Below are 15576 nucleotides of genomic sequence, written 5' to 3' on the forward strand. Positions count from 1 at the left end.
GCGTCACCCATCCTTCAGCCCCCGCAACCGGATTGTCCATGACCGAGCTTCGAGATGCCGCTGGAGATCGCACCCTCGACCTGCTGCGCACCCGCCGCTCGGTGCCGCCGATGTTGCTCGACGGGCCCGGCCCCGCGCCGGAAGAACTCGAGATCTGGCTGACGGTCGCGGCGCGGGTGCCCGACCACGGCAAGCTCAGCCCCTGGCGCTTCCTCGTGATCGAGGGGGAAGCGCGCGAGCGCGTCGGCGCGATCATCGAGCGCACCTTCCTCGCCGACTTTCCGGAGGCCGAGGAGAAGCGGCGCGCGCAGGAGCGGCAGCGCCTGACCCATGCGCCGACGGTGGTGGGCGTGGTCTCCCGCGCCGGGCCCCACGTCAAAATCCCGGAATGGGAGCAGGTGCTCTCGGCGGGCGCCGTCTGCATGAACCTCGTGGTCGCCGCCAACGCGGCGGGCTACGCCACCTCCTGGCTCACCGAATGGTTCGCCTACGACCGCCGGGTGCTCGATGCCCTCGGTCTCGACCCGGCCGAGCGGATCGCCGGCTTCATCCACATAGGCCGCGCCCGCGAGGTGCCGTCGGACCGGCCGCGGCCGGACCTCGTCCAGATCGTCACCCGGCTCTGAGGGATTCCCCATGCATTACGAGGCCGAGACGCCCAGCCTGCCGCATAACCCGCTGAAAGCCATCGTCGCCCCGCGCCCGATTGGCTGGATTAGCGCCATGGACCGGGCGGGCCGGGTGAACCTTGCGCCCTACTCGTTCTTCAACGCGGTGGGCGGCGAACCCGACATGGTGATGTTCTCCTCCTCGGGCCGCAAGGACGCGATGACCTTTGCCGAAGAGGGCGGCGAGTTCGTGTGCAGCCTCGCTACCTTCGATCTGCGCGAGGCGGTCAACGCGACCTCGGCGCCGCTGGCACGGGGCGAGAGCGAGTTCGGCTTTGCCGGGTTGACCCCCGCACCCTCGCGCCGCGTGCGCCCGCCCCGCGTCGCGGAATCGCCCGCGGCGATCGAGTGCAAGTGGCTTCAGACCGTGCCGCTGGTGCCGCTCGGCGGCGGAGAGCCAGCGAATTTCATGGTGATCGGGCAGGTGGTCTCGATCTACGTCGACGACCGCTTCGTGCGGGACGGCCGGGTCGATACCGGCGCCATGCGCCCGATCCTGCGCGGCGGCTATTTCGACTACTTCACCACCGAGTCCGAGAACCGGTTCGAGTTGCACCGGCCGAAGGGCGCTTGAGCGCGCGGGGTGAGATCCCACCCCGCGTGACCGCTGTCCGATCCGCTGAGTGCGGCAAGCGGACTGCGATGTGACTCCCGCGCGCTCCGGAACATGGCCAAGCGCCTGCGGTTGGTCACGCGGACGGCACCGACGACTTGCCGCATTTGGGAGCGAACGCATGATGGGATTGTCTGGACGCGGAATTCTCCTCGGCGCTTCGCTTCTCGCCGGTCTCTCCGGCAGTGCTGCGGCGGCCGAAGACAAGCGGACTGCGTCCCCACCCCCGGCCCAGGACCGGAATGAGGCCGGCCCCTCCACGGGCAGCGTGGGCGCAGGGGGCCTGACTGGCTCGGGCGCCACGAAGGACGGCGCCCGCACCGGTGCCCCGGATGCGCCCCGTCCCGCCGGATCCTCGGCTCCGGCCACCGGGACCGCCCGTTAGGCGGCGCGATCCCGGTGGCCCCGATCCCCTACTGCGCGCGTCGTCCGAACGACACCGCATAGGCCTGGACGCGGGCGTCGATCAGCGGATCGTCCGACACCTCGATGCCGTCGGTGAGTGCGTTCGGCATGAACAGGAGTGCCTTCTCGGCCTCCGCGCTGTCCGCCACCACCTTCGTGACCGTCAGCGTGCCGAGGTCGAGGGTCTTCCGGCTCTCCGGCCACGGCTTCGTGGCGTCGTTGGTGGGATCACCCGCCTCGGCGAGCTGAGCCAGCACCCGAAACTTCGCCGGCTCCCTCGCGAGGCGCGGGCCGATCTCGTCCATGAGGTAGTTCGGCCCCTGCTTGGCCGCCTCCTCGGCGGGCAAAATCTCCTCGCCCTGCGCCGGCACGAAGCGGAAGCGGAACGGCTGCCGCTTGCCGTCCTTGTCCACGAACACGAAGGCGTTGACGCCGTTATAGGTCTGCCGGGCGAAGCTCGACGGGGTCTTGGCCGTGGAACCCGCCGTAGCAGCGGCGGGGTGCGTGGCGACGAAGCGTTCCAGTGCGGTCGGCTTCTTCGCGTCCGGCCCGCTCTCAGACACCGCCTTCAGGAGGTCGCGAAATTCCTCGCCGGTGGCGACCGGGAAATAGGCGAGCGAGTTCACGACAACGTCCATGTCCGCGCCGTCGCTGAGTTTGAACTTGAGCGACATGCCGTGCGGATTGGCGTTGGCGGCACCATCCGCGATCGTCGGCACGCCTGTCGCGTCCGAGAAGCGGATCGTCACCGGCACGGCCGGTCCGGCGAACAGGGACGCCTTGCTGACCTTCGCCGCCTCGGCGGAGGGGGTGAAGCTGCCCTCGGCGACCACGCCCTTGGCGTGGTTGGCGCGCTTGCCGGCATGCTTGCCGAACAGGGTGTTCATGACGTCGATCGTCTGCTCGGCCGTCGAGCTGTCCTGCGCTCGGGCCGGAAGCCCGCCGATAAGCGCCAGCGCGACGCCCGCAGCCAGGGCACGTCCGTATGTTGAGACCAACATTCATTCCTCTCATACCAAATCCGTTTGATCCCTTCGGGATGGCGGATTCGGATTTCGCTCAAGCGCCGCGCGGGCTTGCTGATACGGTCCCCGCTTGGATCAAGCGGCAACCGTATCAGGGGGCGCGACATGGGACAGGGGCCGCCCCTGCGAAATGGAACGATTTTAATCCGAAGCAAGCTTCGGTGATTTGGCGACGAAAGCGCGTGGTGGTTCGGCAAGCCGCCGGAGCCTCGATGCCGATGGCCCGCTTTGAGGACGAAAGCTCTAACCCACGATCCCGAGCCCGGCCTCGACGCGAGCGATCCAGGCCCGCAAGGCCGGATAGGGCGTGAGATCGAAACCGCCCTCATGGGCGAGGCGGGTATAGGCCACGAGCGCCACATCGGCGAGGCTCTAGGCCGAGCCGACGAGGAACGGCCGATCCGCCAGGGCGCCCTCCATCAGGGCGAGCGCGGCGTGACCCCGCTCGAACAGCTTCGGTTCCAGCTCCGCCTCGTCCCGGCCGAGATAGAGAAGCTGGAAGCGGCGCACGGCGATGGTGGGCTCGTGGCTGTACTGCTCCCAGAACAGCCATTGCCGCATCTTCGCCTGCGCGAAGGCATCCGCCGGGATCAGCGCGGAATCGCGGGCGAGATAGCCGATGATCGCGTTCGACTCGGCGAGGCTGCGCCCGTCCTCCAGCACGAGGGTCGGCACGCGCCCGTCCGGGTTGAGGGCAAGGAAATCGGGCGTGCGCGTCTCACCCTTCAGGATATCGACCTCGCGCCAGTCCAGGTCGATCCCGAGATGCGCGGCGACCCAGGCCACCTTCAGGCAATTGCCCGACTTGGCGTCGCCGTAGACGGTGAGCATGAGAACCTCTTCTGTCCCGCTTGCGGCCGAGGGGTGCCTCACCCGGCCCCGCCGCGCGTCCGGGCCGCGACGCGTGCCGGAGCACGCAGCACGACCCATTCGAAACCGTCCTGCCGCGCCACCGCAAGCCGTTCGGGTGAGTCATCCTCGTCCGCTGTCAGCATCTCGAAGGCGGTGACACCCGCTGCCGCCGCGGCAAGGCGAATGAGGCTGTGGGCCTGGGCGAGCGGGGCCGCCTCTCGCAGACCTGCCGCAAGCGTCGTCCCGTCGAGGCCGAGGCCGGCAAGCCGCGGGCTCGCTCCGGCAAAGCTGCGGGCGTCGAGCACGCCGAGGGGATGGGCGATCGCGGCGAGGATCACCGTTGCCCCGTCGGGCAGGCCGGCCTGCGCTTCGCAGACGGCGAGCCGGCCCCCGAGGGCGGCGACATCCCGGCCGGAGCGCGCATCGCGCAGCAGCACGCCGTCCGGCCCTTGCGCCATGAGCGCATCGAGGCCGGACGCGTCGGGGCCGTCGAGAGCGGCGTAGAGCGTCAGACTCGGCCGGTGCGCCCGCAGAGCCGCCACGAGCCGTGGCGGAAGCGCAGCCTCGAACACCAGGGCGTCGGCGCCCGCCGCCAGAGCCGCATCGGCCGACGCCGCATCCACGATGGTGACGGCGCGGCGCAGCGCATCAGGCTCAAGGCGAGGAGAGGCGGGGGTCATGCGGCCTTCAAGGGATCGGGGCGGATTCGGCCGGCGCCTCTCCGCTCAAGCCGGCGGAAAACCTACGCTTTCTCGCAAAGCGACGCGTCGGAAGCCGCCATATTCAAGCTTCCTTTACCATAGGTGCAGGAATGTCAGGGCTCGCGGGGCCGAGTGACGGTCCCGGCGGGACACGTCATGTTCCTGTTCACCAATGCTCCCACCGCCACCCGCGAGACCGCCGCCCCGGCGCGGGCCGCCGCGGCGAGCGGCGAGGTCGTCGATGCGATCCGCGAGGGCGCGCAAACGAGCGGCGTAGGCTTCGACTACCTGCTCGCCACGGCCCAGCGCGAATCGAGCCTCAACCCCTCAGCCAAGGCGAGCACCTCCACGGCGACCGGCCTGTTCCAGTTCATCGAGCAGACCTGGCTCGGCGTCATGAAGAATGCCGGGCCCAAGCTCGGCCTCTCCTCCTACGCCGATGCCATCACCGCCGGCACGGATGGCCGCTACACCGTGGCGGATCCGGCGGCGCGGCAGGCGATCCTCGATCTGCGCCGCGATCCCAAAGTCTCGGCGGCGATGGCGGGCGCGCTGACGCAGCGCAACGGCGAAGCGCTGAGCACGGCGCTCGGGCGCGAGCCGAATGCGGGCGATCTCTATGCCGCCCATGTCCTCGGGGCGAAGGGCGCGAGCGCCCTGATCGCGTCGGCGCAGGCGAACCCGTCGCGGCCCGCCGCCCTCGACATGCCGGAGGCGGCCGCCGCCAACCGCAGCCTGTTCTACGACCGCGCCGGGCGCCCGCGCAGCGCCTCCGAACTCTACGGCCTGTTGAGCCAAACGACGTCCGGCGTGGCGACCCCGGTCGCGACCGCCGCGGCCGAGGCGAACCCGCCGACCGCCTACGCCTCGCTGGAAGGCGGCCTGCGCTCGCTGTTCCAGACCGACCGGCGCCAGGGCGCGGTTTCGGAAGGGGTGGCCAAGCTCTGGCAGAACCGCGCCGCTGCCAGCAGCGCGGACCGCACCGGCCCGACTTACTTTCCGCGCTCCGATGCCTGGAACGAGACCGAGAGCACGACCACTCCGAGCGCCGCCACGAGCATTGGCACGGCCGTGGCGGAAACTGCGGCAGCCTCGGAGCCCATCGTCGTGCCGCTTCCCCCGCGCCGGCCCGCCGGACTGACGGCAATGGCTGCCACGACCACCACCTTCATGGCCGGCCCGACGACGGACCGGCCGACCGCCACGCAAGCGAAAAATTCGCTGTTCGATCCCTCCGCCTTCCGGCTCAGGAGCGGCTCATGATCCTCCGCCAGTTCCTCACCCTCACCCAGAACGCATCCCCCGAGCGGCGCGCCGAGGCCGCGGGCGCGCTGACGCGCAGCTACCTCCAGGGTACGCTGGGGCCGGAGGCAGCCTGGGAGGCCAAGACCGCCCTGCTCGCCCTGCTCGACGACCCCGCCGCGGCGGTGCGCCGGGCGCTGGCGCAAGCCTGCGCCGACTCGGATCAGGCACCGCGCCCTCTGATCGTGGCATTGGCCTCCGACCAGCCGGACATCGCCTGCCTCGTGCTGGCGCGCTCGCCCGTGCTGATGGATGCCGACCTCGTCGATTGCGTCGCCATGGGCTGCGAGGAAACCCGCACCGCCGTGGCCGGGCGAGCCGACCTGTCGAAGCCGGTGGCCGCGGCGCTGGCGGAGGTGGGCGACGCTCCCTCGCTCATCGCCCTGGCAAACAACCCCTTCGCCGCGATCGGCACCGCCGCGCTGCTGCGGATGGTCGAGCGGCACGGCGACGACGCGGCCCTGCGCCAAGCCCTGCTCGCACGCACCGATCTCGCCATCGAGGTGCGCCACGCCATCGTCACCCTGATCGCCGAGCAGCTCTCGCGCTTCGGCCAGGATGCCGGCTGGATCAGCTCCGAGCGCGGCGCCCGCACCGCCCGCGAGGCCCGCGACGCCGCCGCCCTCGCGCTGAGCGACGAGGCCGGGGAAGCGGGCCTCGCCCGGCTCGTCGCGCATCTGCGGGTGCAGGAACAGCTGACCGCCGGGCTGATGCTGCGGGCGGTTCTCTCCCTGCGCCTGCCCTTCGCGGAGATGGCGCTGGCCGAGTTGAGCGGACTGAGCCGCGCCCGCGTCGCCGGGCTGATGCGCGAGCCGCACGGGGCGGGCTTTTCCGCCCTGCACCGCCGCGCCGGATTGCCCGACCTGCTGCTGCCGGCGGTGCGCGCGGCGCTGACCGTGTGGCGCGATTCCAACGACGGCCGCAACGGCATCGACGGGCCGCGCCTCGCCCGTTCGATGATCGAGGCGGCGCTGACCGCCTGCGAGACTCTGCCCTTCGCAGAGGCCCGCGGCCTGATGGCGCTGCTCGCCCGCTTCGAGGCCGAGGCCGCCCGTGACGAGGCCCGCATTCTCGCACACGAACAGGCCGAGGCGCAGGCGAAGGAAACGGGCGGAGCCGCCATCCTGCTCACCGCACCGGTGCCGGTGGACGTCGTCGTCGCGAGGGCGCCGTCCGAGATCCTCGTCCTGTCCCCGGCCTCCGCCGCGCCGGAGCCGAACATGCCCGACGCCTCCACCGCGTGGCCGCTGGCACCGCGGCCGGAAGACCGGATCGGCGCAGCAGTGGTCTCGGCCGGGCCGGACGCGGCGATCGTGCCGGATTCGGCCGAGATCGTGCTTGCCGGCCTCGCCGACGCGATCATCGCGCAGTTCATGGCCGACCGTGCCGCGGCATCAGCACCGATCGTGGCGCGCTCGCCGGAGCCGCTGCTCGAAGTCGTTCCGGACATCGTGCCCGAAACCATCCCGGAGATCTCGGTCGAGCCGAAGCGCATCGCACGCCCGCGCGCGATCGCCGTCGCGGTGGCCGCGGGCATGATCCCGGAGCACCTGATCCTCAGCTACCGCGCGGACCGGGAGCGCCTCGCGGCGTAAAACGGCACTGGTGCGGAGACAGCTTGCCCCCGCCTCGGCCGGCGTCCAGGCCCGCATCGCCTGCGGCCCGACGATGTCGAGCGACTCGAGGAAACCGCTGCGGCGACCATCATCGCTGCGGACCCGGCGCGAGGGGCGCAGCGGCACCCGTGACAAGTTGCGGGCGCAGGCCACGTCGAGCGCGATGGCACCGGCCAGCGCCATGAACGCGTTCATCGCGTTGCCCCCGCGGGTTGGCCTCTTCCAGGGCCGGCAGCACCGTGGCGATGGAGCCAGGATTTCGTTTCATGCCGCCAGGGCGTTGGCCCGCCGCAGATCATCTACGAAAGCTTGATAGGCCGCCGACTTCGCCGCCTCGTCGGGCAGGCGTAGCAGGTAGGAGGGGTGGACCGTGATGAAGCCCGCGAACGGCCGCCCGAAATCGGCGGGGCCGCGGGCGCGGGTGACCGGGATTGGCTTGCCCGTCAGCGACAGCACCGCGGTGGCCCCCAGCGCCACGACGAGTTTGGGGGCAACAAACTCGAGTTCCCTCTCGAGCCACCAGCGGTAATGGCTCACCTCGCCCGCCGTCGGCTTCTCGTGGATGCGGCGTTTGCCGCGCAGATTGAATTTGAAGTGCTTGACCGCATTCGTGAGGTAGGCCTCACGCCGGTCGATCCCCGCCTCTTCGAGCGCGCGGGAGAGAAGCTGCCCCGCCGGGCCGACGAAGGGCCGGCCCTGGCGATCCTCCTGATCACCCGGCTGCTCGCCGACGAAGGCGATCCGGGCGCCGACCGGTCCTTCGCCGAGCACGGCCTGGGTGGCGCCGGGCACAAGCGGTTCGGAGCGAGTGATGATCGCGTTGAGGGCTTCCAGCGAGTCCGGTTCGTCCTGGGCCATCTTCGCCACGGCGCGGACGGGGTCACGCTTGACCGGCATCGTCGGCGCCTTCTCGATCATCGCCTGCGCACGGGCGCTCGCGGCCCGGACGAGGGCGGGAATCGCCGCCGTCTCCGGCATGTTCCGCCAGTACTTGCGGGGCATCTCGGCGCGCATGGCATCGAGGTTGAGCCGGGCCGGATTGAACGTGCTCTCGTAATAGTCGCGCCAGCCGGCCTCGAAGCCGTCGCCCTCCGGCACGTCCTCACGGCGGCCGGGCGGGCCGAAGCGGAGCGAACCGTCCCAGTGGGCCGAGCCCTCCGGCGTCAGGATCGACCATGTCAGCGCGCGGAAGCGATCGACGAAGAAGGGTGCGGCGGCTTCCAGGATGTGATGGTCGGGCTCGAACCACGCGACGAAGCGCTCGGCCCCCTCCCCCGGCATCCGCCGAAAGCGCAGGAAGGCGTGCATCTTGTGCAGGTCGCGCCCGATCGCCTTTCGCATCCGGTGCAGCCGGTGGACGAGCGGATCGCTCAGGACCTCCATCAGTGCCCGCTCACCGTGCAGGACGCGCCAGAGCAGGGCGTAGAGCAAGCCGTAACGCTCGGGGTCGCGGTGGGGCACCACCATCGGGATCAGTTCGGTCACCGCGCGGGGGAGCCGCAGCGGCAGGCCGTCCACGGGGGCGGTCTCGGCGCCGAACAGGCTCGGGGCTTCACTCTGCCAGGCGGTGTTTTCAGGCGGTATCTCGGCCGCGATCAAGCGGCGAGCCGCCGCGCGAAAGCCTGAAAGATCCGCACCGGGGGCGAGGCTGACGACGTGAATGCCGCCGAAATCCCCTGCCCGCTCCGTGAGGGGAAGGTCACGCGACGGCTTGCCCATCAGAACAGGCTCAACTGCTCGGCAGGCTCGGCGAGCTTCGCTCGCAGATCGAGCCGGTCGGTCAGTGTCGTCGGCCGGAAATCCTCGGCGATGAGGAAGGGCCGCGCCCGCTTCAGCCCCGAACTCAGGCGGGCCACGTCGTCGAGGCGCAGGCGGCCGTGGCGGCGGGCCTTGATGATGGCATCGACCGCCCGCGCCCCGATCCCCGGCACCCGCAGCAGCATCTCCCGGTCGGCGCGGTTCACATCGACGGGAAAGCGGTGGCGGTTCTTCAGCGCCCAGGCGAGCTTGGGGTCGATGTCGAGGGCGAGCATGCCGTCCTCAGACGCTCCGGCCACGTCGTCGGCGGAGAACTCGTAGTACCGGATCAGCCAATCGGCCTGATACAGCCGGTGCTCGCGCCGCAGGGGCGGCGCCTGCGGCGGAAGGGCGGCGGAGGCGTCGGGGATCGGGCTGAAGGCCGAGTAGTAGACGCGCTTGAGCCCGTAGGTGCCGTAGAGCAAAGCGGATTTGCGGATCATCGCCTCGTCGGTGGTGGCGTCCGCCCCGACGATCACCTGCGTCGATTGCCCGGCCGGCGAGAAGCGGCGGCGCTCCTCCTTGGCCTCGATGATGCGCTCGCCGATCTGGCCCATCGCGCTTTCGATCGCCGCGCCGTCCTTCTCCGGGGCGAGTCGGTTCAGGCTCTCTTCCGTCGGCAGTTCGAGGTTGATCGAGAGCCGGTCGGCGTAGAGCCCCGCCTCCTCGATCAGCCAGGGGCTCGCCTCGGGGATCGACTTCAGATGGATGTAGCCGCGAAATCCGTGCTCGCGCCGGAGCTTCTTGGCGACGCGGGTCAGCATCTCCATCGTATAATCGGGCGAGCGGATGATGCCCGACGAGAGGAACAATCCCTCGATGTAGTTGCGCTTGTAGAACTCGATCGTGAGCGTCACGACCTCCTCGACCGAGAAGCGCGCGCGGGCGACGTTCGAGGAGCGCCGGTTCACGCAGTAGACGCAGTCGAACAGGCAATAATTCGTCAGCAGAATCTTCAGCAGCGAAACGCAACGCCCGTCCGGCGTGTAGGCGTGGCAGATGCCCGCCCCGGTGGTCGAGCCGAGTTCCCCCGCGCCGGCCTTGCGCTTCGGGGCGCCCGACGAGGAACAGGAGGCGTCGTATTTGGCGGCATCCGCGAGGATGCGCAGCTTGCGCGCGAGCTTGTCGTCCATCGAACGGAAGATGAACGTGCGGGCGCCCGGATCAATGTGGCGCATTGGCCTGCGCACCGGAAAAGTGCCCTCCCGCCGCGCAAACGCGGCGCGACGGAAGGGCCGGGACGCGTCAGCCCTGGGCGAGCGTCTTGTCGAGGGTGATCTCGGCGTTGAGCAGCTTCGAGATCGGGCAGCCCTTCTCGGCGTTGCCTGCGAGTTCGGCGAACTTCGCCTCGTCGATGCCAGGGATCACCGCCTTGAGGGTGAGGGCCGACTTCGTGACCTTGAAGCCGTCGCCGTCTTGCACGAGCGTGACGACCGCCTTGGTGTCGAGCGAGGTCGCCTTGAGGCCGGCCGACTGGAGCTGGAAGGCCAGCGCCATGGTGAAGCAGCTCGCATGTGCGGCAGCGATCAGCTCTTCCGGGTTGGTGCCGGGCTCGTTTTCGAAGCGGGTGTTGAAACCGTAGGGGTTGTCCGAGAGCACACCGGATTGCGTCGTGATCGTGCCCTTGCCGGTCTTGCCGTCGCCTTCCCAGTGGGCGCTCGCATGGCGGTCGGTCATGTACGTCGTCCTCGTCGTCTTGAAGCGGAAGCGATCCGCGTGGCCTCCGACGTGGAGCGGTGAGCGAGCCTGTCGAGGGGCAGACCTCACTCTTGGTTGACGGATGTCGCGTCTTCATCTGCCTCGCCGGCGAGCACGGCCTTGGCGAGCGCGTAGGAGAAGCCGGCCCGCGCCATGGCGGCGAGGTCGCGGTCGCGGTGGGCCTCGCGGGTTTCCGGCCGGCGATAGGGGCCGAGGCGGCGGCGGCGGGCATAAGCGAGGGCTGCCTTTTCCTCGGTATCGGCCTCGCCACCTTGCGTCCCGGCCGCCTCGTCCTCCTCGGCGAGGGTCGCCGCGATCGTCTCCCGGTCGATCCCCTTGGCGGCAAGCCGCGCCTGCGCCTGCCGGGTCGACGTGCCGCGCCGCCTCAGACCCCGCAAGCGGGCGGCGGCAAAGCGCGCATCGTCCACGAGCCCGGCCCGCTGCGCACGGGCGACCGTCTCCTCGATCAACCCGGCATGCGCGCTCGCATCCTCGTCGCGGGAGCGGCAGCGGCGCTCGACACGGCGAGCGAGCACCCGGCGCAGCATCTCGGACGAGGCGCCGTAGCGGTCGAGATAATGCGTCGTCACCCGTTCCAGCCACGCAGGCGTGACCGGCGGCTCGGGCCTTGCTTCGGGTCTGCCTTCACTTCGGCTTGAAACGGTTCGGGCGATCATTCGTTCTTCACGATCCGGACAGGTTTTCGATTCATGAATCTCGGATGGATCGCACGCGATTTCGAGGGCTCCGCCGCCGCATGGTGGCCACGCTCATGAGGCGCGAATGGCTCTACGTGCTGCTGGCCCTCGGCTTCGCGGCGGTAGCCGGCCTCGTCGTCACCCTATCACGTCCCACACTGCTCACGGTGGCGGTCGGCCCGCGCGACGGGGTCGAAGCGGGGCTGATCGAGACCTATGCGCGGGCGCTGACCCGCAATCACGAGGACGTGCGCCTGAAGGTCGCGCCCTTTGACGACGTGCGCGACAGTGCTGCCGCCCTGGAGCAGGGCCGCGCCGACCTCGCCGTGGTGCGGCCCGATGTGAAGCTACCGGATAATGGCCTGACGCTGGCCATCCTCCACGACGAGGCGCTGATCGTCGCCGCCCCGGAAACCAGCGGGATCGAGAGTTTTTCGGATCTCTCGACCCGGCGCCTCGGGGTCGTCACGCGCCACGAGGCCGACCTGCCGGTGCTGACGAGCCTGCTCGACTTCTACGACTTCAAGGCGGCCCCGGAGGCCGAGGCGCTCGGCAGCGACGCCCTCGCGGCCGGTCGCATCGGCCTCGTGCCGCTGAAAGCCTCCGAGATCACCGGAGCGCTGGAAGCCAAGCGGGTCGATGCGGTGGCGATCATCGCCTCGCCCACCGCCAAACCGGCGCAGGCGATGCTGCGGGCGGTCGAGGCGGCCGCGCCGGAGCGCAAGGTCACCCTCGTCAGCGTGCCCGACGGCAAGGCGATCGTGCAGCGCATGCCGACGCTCCAGGCCGTCACGCTCTCGGCAGGCACCTTCGGCGGACGACCCAAGCGCCCGGAGGAGGATGTCGAGACGGTGGGCGTCTCCTACCGGCTGATGGCCCGCGGCGCGGTGAGCCGCGTCGCCGTCGCCTCCGTGGTGCAGCACCTGTTCGAGTGGCGCTCGCGCCTCGCGGCCTCCGCCCCGATCGCCCACCAGATGAAGCCGCCGGACTACGACACCACCGTCACGGCCACGAGTGCCCAGCTTCCCAACCATCCCGGCGCGGTGGACTATTTCGAGCGCGAGCAGCAGACCTTCCTCGATCGCTACGAGGATTGGATCTACCTGTTCGCCTTCTTCGGCGGCACGCTGGGCTCGGGCGTCGCATGGCTCGGCCAGCGCCTCGCCCGCAAACGGCGCGAGCGTATCGACATCGTCCTCGACCGCCTGCTCGACATCCTGGCCGAGGCCCGCGAAGCGCAATCGTCGGCCGCCCTCGACGCGCTCACCCGCGAGACCGACGCGCTGATCGCCGACGTGGTGCGCCAAGCCCGCGAGCGCAGCATCGATTCGCGGATGATCTCCGCGCTGATCCTCGCCATCGACGCGGTGAACGGCGCCCTCGATGACGGCCGCCGTGCGTTCGAGCCCGGCGCCGACCCGAACACCGGCAGCCGCTCGCGCACGGCGCGGCTGCTGTCGCTGAGCCTGCCGGCGGCGGAGTAGGCGCGAGCCTCATCTCGAAAGGGTGTCGCCGGTCCTCGGAAAACTCCGATGCGCTATCCCACCCCCACCGGGTGCTTCACCACATGGGGCGTCCGCATCGTCACCAGTTCCTCGCCCAGCGTCGGGTGCACGGCGATGGTGCGGTCGAAATCGGCCTTGGTCGCGCCCATGGTGACGGCGATGCCGATGGCCTGGATGATCTCGCCGGCATCCGTCCCGAGGACGTGGACGCCGACCACCCGGTCGCTGGCGCGGTCCACCAGAACCTTCATGATCACCCGCTCGTCGCGGCCCGAGAGCGTCGCCTTCATCGGACGGAAGCTCGCCTTGTAGACGTCGATGTCGCCGTAGCAGCGCCGGGCGACGTCCTCGTTGTGGCCGATCACGCCGACCTCCGGCGTCGAGAACACGGCGGTGGCGATCAGGCGGTGATCGACGCACCAGGGTTTTTGCCCGAACACCGTGTCGGCGAAGGCGTGGCCCTCGCGAATCGCCACGGGGGTGAGTGCGGCGCGGCCGTTCACGTCGCCGACGGCGTAGATCGAGGGCACCTTCGTGCGCGAGTCCGCCTCGACCGGGATCGCGCCGCGTTCGTCGAGGTCGATCCCGACCCGCTCCAGCCCGAGCCCGGCGACGTTGGGGCGCCGGCCGGTGGCCACCAGCACGCAATCGACGGTGAGGCTCTCGCCCCCGTTCAGGGTGGCGCGGATCGCCGATCCGTCGCGCTCCAGGCGCTCGACGGTCTGATTCAGGCGCAGGTCCATCCGCTTGGCATAGGCCTCGCCGAGCGCGTCTGCGATCTCGGGGTCGAAGCCGCGCAGCAGGCTCGTTCCGCGATGGAGCAGCGTGGTCTTCGATCCGAGGCTGGCGAAGACGCCCGCGAATTCCACGGCGATGTAGCCGCCGCCGACCACGAGGATGCGCTCCGGTTGGGTCTCCAGCTCGAACACGCCGTTCGAATCGATCGCGAATTCCGCACCCGGAATCAGCGGCTCGCGCACGGGCGTGGCGCCGGTCGCGATCAGGATGAACTTTGCGCGCACGCGCCGGCCCGAATTGACGAGGCGCACCGTGTGCGGGTCCTCGATCACCGCGCGGTCGGCCACCACCTCGACGCCGGCACCCGCGAGGTTGCGGCCGTAGATGCCTTCCAGCCGCGCCACCTCGGCATCGCGGGAGCGCTTCAGCGCGGCCCAGTCGAAGCGCGGTGGCTCGAGGTGCCAGCCGAAGCCGGCGGCGTCCTCGAACTCGTCGGTGAAGCGGCCGGCATAGACCATCAGCTTCTTCGGCACGCAGCCGCGGATCACGCAGGTGCCGCCGACGCGATACTCCTCGGCCAGCATCACCCGCGCGCCGTGGCCTGCGGCGATGCGGGCCGCCCGCACCCCGCCCGAACCGCCGCCGATCACGAACAGATCGACGTCGCAAGACTGGCCCATCTCGGTCTCGCCCTTCTTGGACTCGCTCATCTCGGTCTCGCTCATGAGCGCGCGGCTTCGCTCTCGCGTGCGGGCTCGTATGGGGATTTGGCGCAAGCCGCCGCCCGCAGCCATGTGATGGCGGCCGCGAGGCCCGCCGTCCACCATCCCTGCCACGCGCCGTGCTCGACGAACATCACCGCCACCGCCGCGCCCAGTAAGCCGAGTGCCGTTGCGAACAGCAGGCGCGGCAGCGTCGCCGCCGCCCTTAGGACCAGGAAGGCGACCAGCGCCGCGAGCGCCGCGCCGACGAGGCCGAGTTCGGCCCAGATCTGAAGGAAGCTGTTATGCGGGTGGCCGACGGCCAGCATCGCCCGCATTTCCGGTTCGAGCGCTTGGGCCGCCGGCACCTCGGCGAAACGCAGGCCCATGCCGTAACCGGAGCCGATCCACGGGGCCTGGGCCACCGCGGCGCCGAAGCTCTGGGCGATGGCGACCCGCGCCCGCGACGAAGACTGGGTCAGCCGCTCATGCGCCGCCTCCGGCATCAGCCGGTGGAGGATGTCGCCCTCGACCGGGGCCAGGGCGAAGGCAAGCCCGAGGACCAGCGCCGCAAGCGCCAGGGCCATGGATCTCGGGAACAGGCGCCCGACCCCAAACATCGCAGCGCCCGCGAGCAGTCCGAGGATAGCCGCGCCGCTGATCGAGCGCAGGATGGCGAGGCTCGCCACCGCGAGCAGGACCCCGGCGGCGAGGCGATGGCCGCGCAGGGCGAGGAAGGCGGCGAGCGGCCCGGCGAGCAGCAGCACCGTCAGCAGCGGGCGGTTGAACATGAACAGGGCCACGCGCTGCCCGAGCCACGCCTGCGGCGCCAGCCCGAGGGCGAGGCTTCCCGCGATAAAAAGGCAGGCGGCAGCGAGCAGGCCGGCACCGAGGGGCAGCGCCCAGGCCGGAAGCCGGGCCGGCGCGAGCCGGGCCAGGATCGCCGCGGCGGCGAGCGTCGGTAGGAACTCGGACAGCACGCGCCCCCAGAGCGCGGGAAACGGGCTCCAGGCCAGCGAGACGAGGCACCAGCCGAGGAAGGCCAGCGCGGCAAGGCCAAGTGGGGCGCGCAGGGGGCTGATCACGTCGGAGGCGGCGCGCCCGCCGCGCTCGGCAACGGCGCCGGCGAGGAACAGCAGCGCCGCGATACCGACGACGAGCGGGCTCGACCGGTTGGCGAGCGCCATCATCGGCGCCACCAGCGCCAGGGCGACGGCACCGGCCGCGTAGAGCCGCGGGGCCGCGGCGGTGCCGAGG

13 protein-coding genes and 1 pseudogene are annotated in these 15576 nt (G+C 70.6%); 5 read left to right on the top strand and 9 right to left on the bottom strand.

Going from position 1 to position 15576, the window contains the following annotated elements:
• The first annotated feature begins 38 nt into the window (after positions 1 to 38).
• Both J2W78_RS17465 and J2W78_RS17470 read left to right on the top strand, forming a co-directional pair.
• Positions 39 to 626, top strand: coding sequence for a nitroreductase family protein (locus J2W78_RS17465; protein ID WP_253372546.1), 588 nt, complete (start codon positions 39 to 41; stop codon positions 624 to 626).
• A 10-nt stretch (positions 627 to 636) separates the two neighbouring features.
• Complete coding sequence (locus J2W78_RS17470; protein ID WP_253372548.1) at positions 637 to 1242, top strand: flavin reductase family protein; 606 nt, start codon at positions 637 to 639, stop codon at positions 1240 to 1242.
• Between the two features lie 452 nt (positions 1243 to 1694).
• On the opposite strand, the gene J2W78_RS17475 is transcribed toward J2W78_RS17470, so the two are convergent.
• The 3 genes and pseudogenes from J2W78_RS17475 to J2W78_RS17485 form a co-directional block, all read right to left on the bottom strand.
• Entirely contained in the window at positions 1695 to 2687 is a 993-nt protein-coding gene (locus J2W78_RS17475) for a catalase family peroxidase (RefSeq protein WP_253372550.1), read from the bottom strand.
• A 267-nt stretch (positions 2688 to 2954) separates the two neighbouring features.
• Positions 2955 to 3542 (bottom strand): annotated as a pseudogene (locus J2W78_RS17480) (glutathione S-transferase family protein).
• Between the two features lie 38 nt (positions 3543 to 3580).
• Complete coding sequence (locus tag J2W78_RS17485; protein ID WP_253372552.1) at positions 3581 to 4243, bottom strand: aldolase/citrate lyase family protein; 663 nt, start codon at positions 4241 to 4243, stop codon at positions 3581 to 3583.
• A gap of 177 nt (positions 4244 to 4420) precedes the next feature.
• On the opposite strand from J2W78_RS17485, the gene J2W78_RS17490 reads away from it, so the two are divergent.
• Together J2W78_RS17490 and J2W78_RS17495 are read left to right on the top strand one after the other, a co-directional pair.
• Positions 4421 to 5527 (top strand): transglycosylase SLT domain-containing protein, encoded by a 1107-nt coding sequence (locus J2W78_RS17490; protein WP_253372554.1) that lies wholly within the window; start codon positions 4421 to 4423, stop codon positions 5525 to 5527.
• A complete protein-coding gene (locus tag J2W78_RS17495; protein WP_253372556.1) occupies positions 5524 to 7161 on the top strand; it encodes a DUF2336 domain-containing protein in 1638 nt (545 codons plus the stop codon). The genes J2W78_RS17490 and J2W78_RS17495 overlap by 4 nt, the downstream gene beginning before the upstream one ends.
• Positions 7162 to 7446: 285 nt before the next feature.
• On the opposite strand, the gene J2W78_RS17505 is transcribed toward J2W78_RS17495, so the two are convergent.
• From J2W78_RS17505 to J2W78_RS17520, 4 genes are all read right to left on the bottom strand, one after another.
• Positions 7447 to 8901 (bottom strand): UdgX family uracil-DNA binding protein, encoded by a 1455-nt coding sequence (locus tag J2W78_RS17505; protein ID WP_253372558.1) that lies wholly within the window; start codon positions 8899 to 8901, stop codon positions 7447 to 7449.
• Entirely contained in the window at positions 8901 to 10112 is a 1212-nt protein-coding gene (locus tag J2W78_RS17510; protein WP_253374074.1) for a putative DNA modification/repair radical SAM protein, read from the bottom strand. The genes J2W78_RS17505 and J2W78_RS17510 overlap by 1 nt, the downstream gene beginning before the upstream one ends.
• 112 nt (positions 10113 to 10224) lie before the next feature.
• Positions 10225 to 10656, bottom strand: a complete 432-nt coding sequence (locus J2W78_RS17515; RefSeq protein WP_253372560.1) for an OsmC family protein — start codon at positions 10654 to 10656, stop codon at positions 10225 to 10227.
• Positions 10657 to 10742: 86 nt separating this feature from the next.
• A complete protein-coding gene (locus J2W78_RS17520) occupies positions 10743 to 11354 on the bottom strand; it encodes a RecX family transcriptional regulator (protein WP_253372562.1) in 612 nt (203 codons plus the stop codon).
• A gap of 95 nt (positions 11355 to 11449) precedes the next feature.
• Between J2W78_RS17520 and J2W78_RS17525 the strand changes: the two genes are divergently transcribed.
• Complete coding sequence (locus J2W78_RS17525; protein WP_253372564.1) at positions 11450 to 12859, top strand: TAXI family TRAP transporter solute-binding subunit; 1410 nt, start codon at positions 11450 to 11452, stop codon at positions 12857 to 12859.
• A gap of 53 nt (positions 12860 to 12912) precedes the next feature.
• Here the strand turns inward: J2W78_RS17525 and gorA are convergent, their stop codons facing one another.
• Positions 12913 to 14298 (bottom strand): glutathione-disulfide reductase, encoded by a 1386-nt coding sequence (gorA, locus tag J2W78_RS17530; protein ID WP_253374075.1) that lies wholly within the window; start codon positions 14296 to 14298, stop codon positions 12913 to 12915.
• Positions 14299 to 14339: 41 nt separating this feature from the next.
• A complete protein-coding gene (locus J2W78_RS17535) occupies positions 14340 to 15509 on the bottom strand; it encodes an O-antigen ligase family protein (protein ID WP_253374076.1) in 1170 nt (389 codons plus the stop codon).
• Between the last annotated feature and the right edge of the window lie 67 nt (positions 15510 to 15576).

The organism is Methylorubrum extorquens (genome assembly GCF_024169925.1).
In the GTDB taxonomy this organism is placed as follows: domain Bacteria; phylum Pseudomonadota; class Alphaproteobacteria; order Rhizobiales; family Beijerinckiaceae; genus Methylobacterium; species Methylobacterium extorquens_A.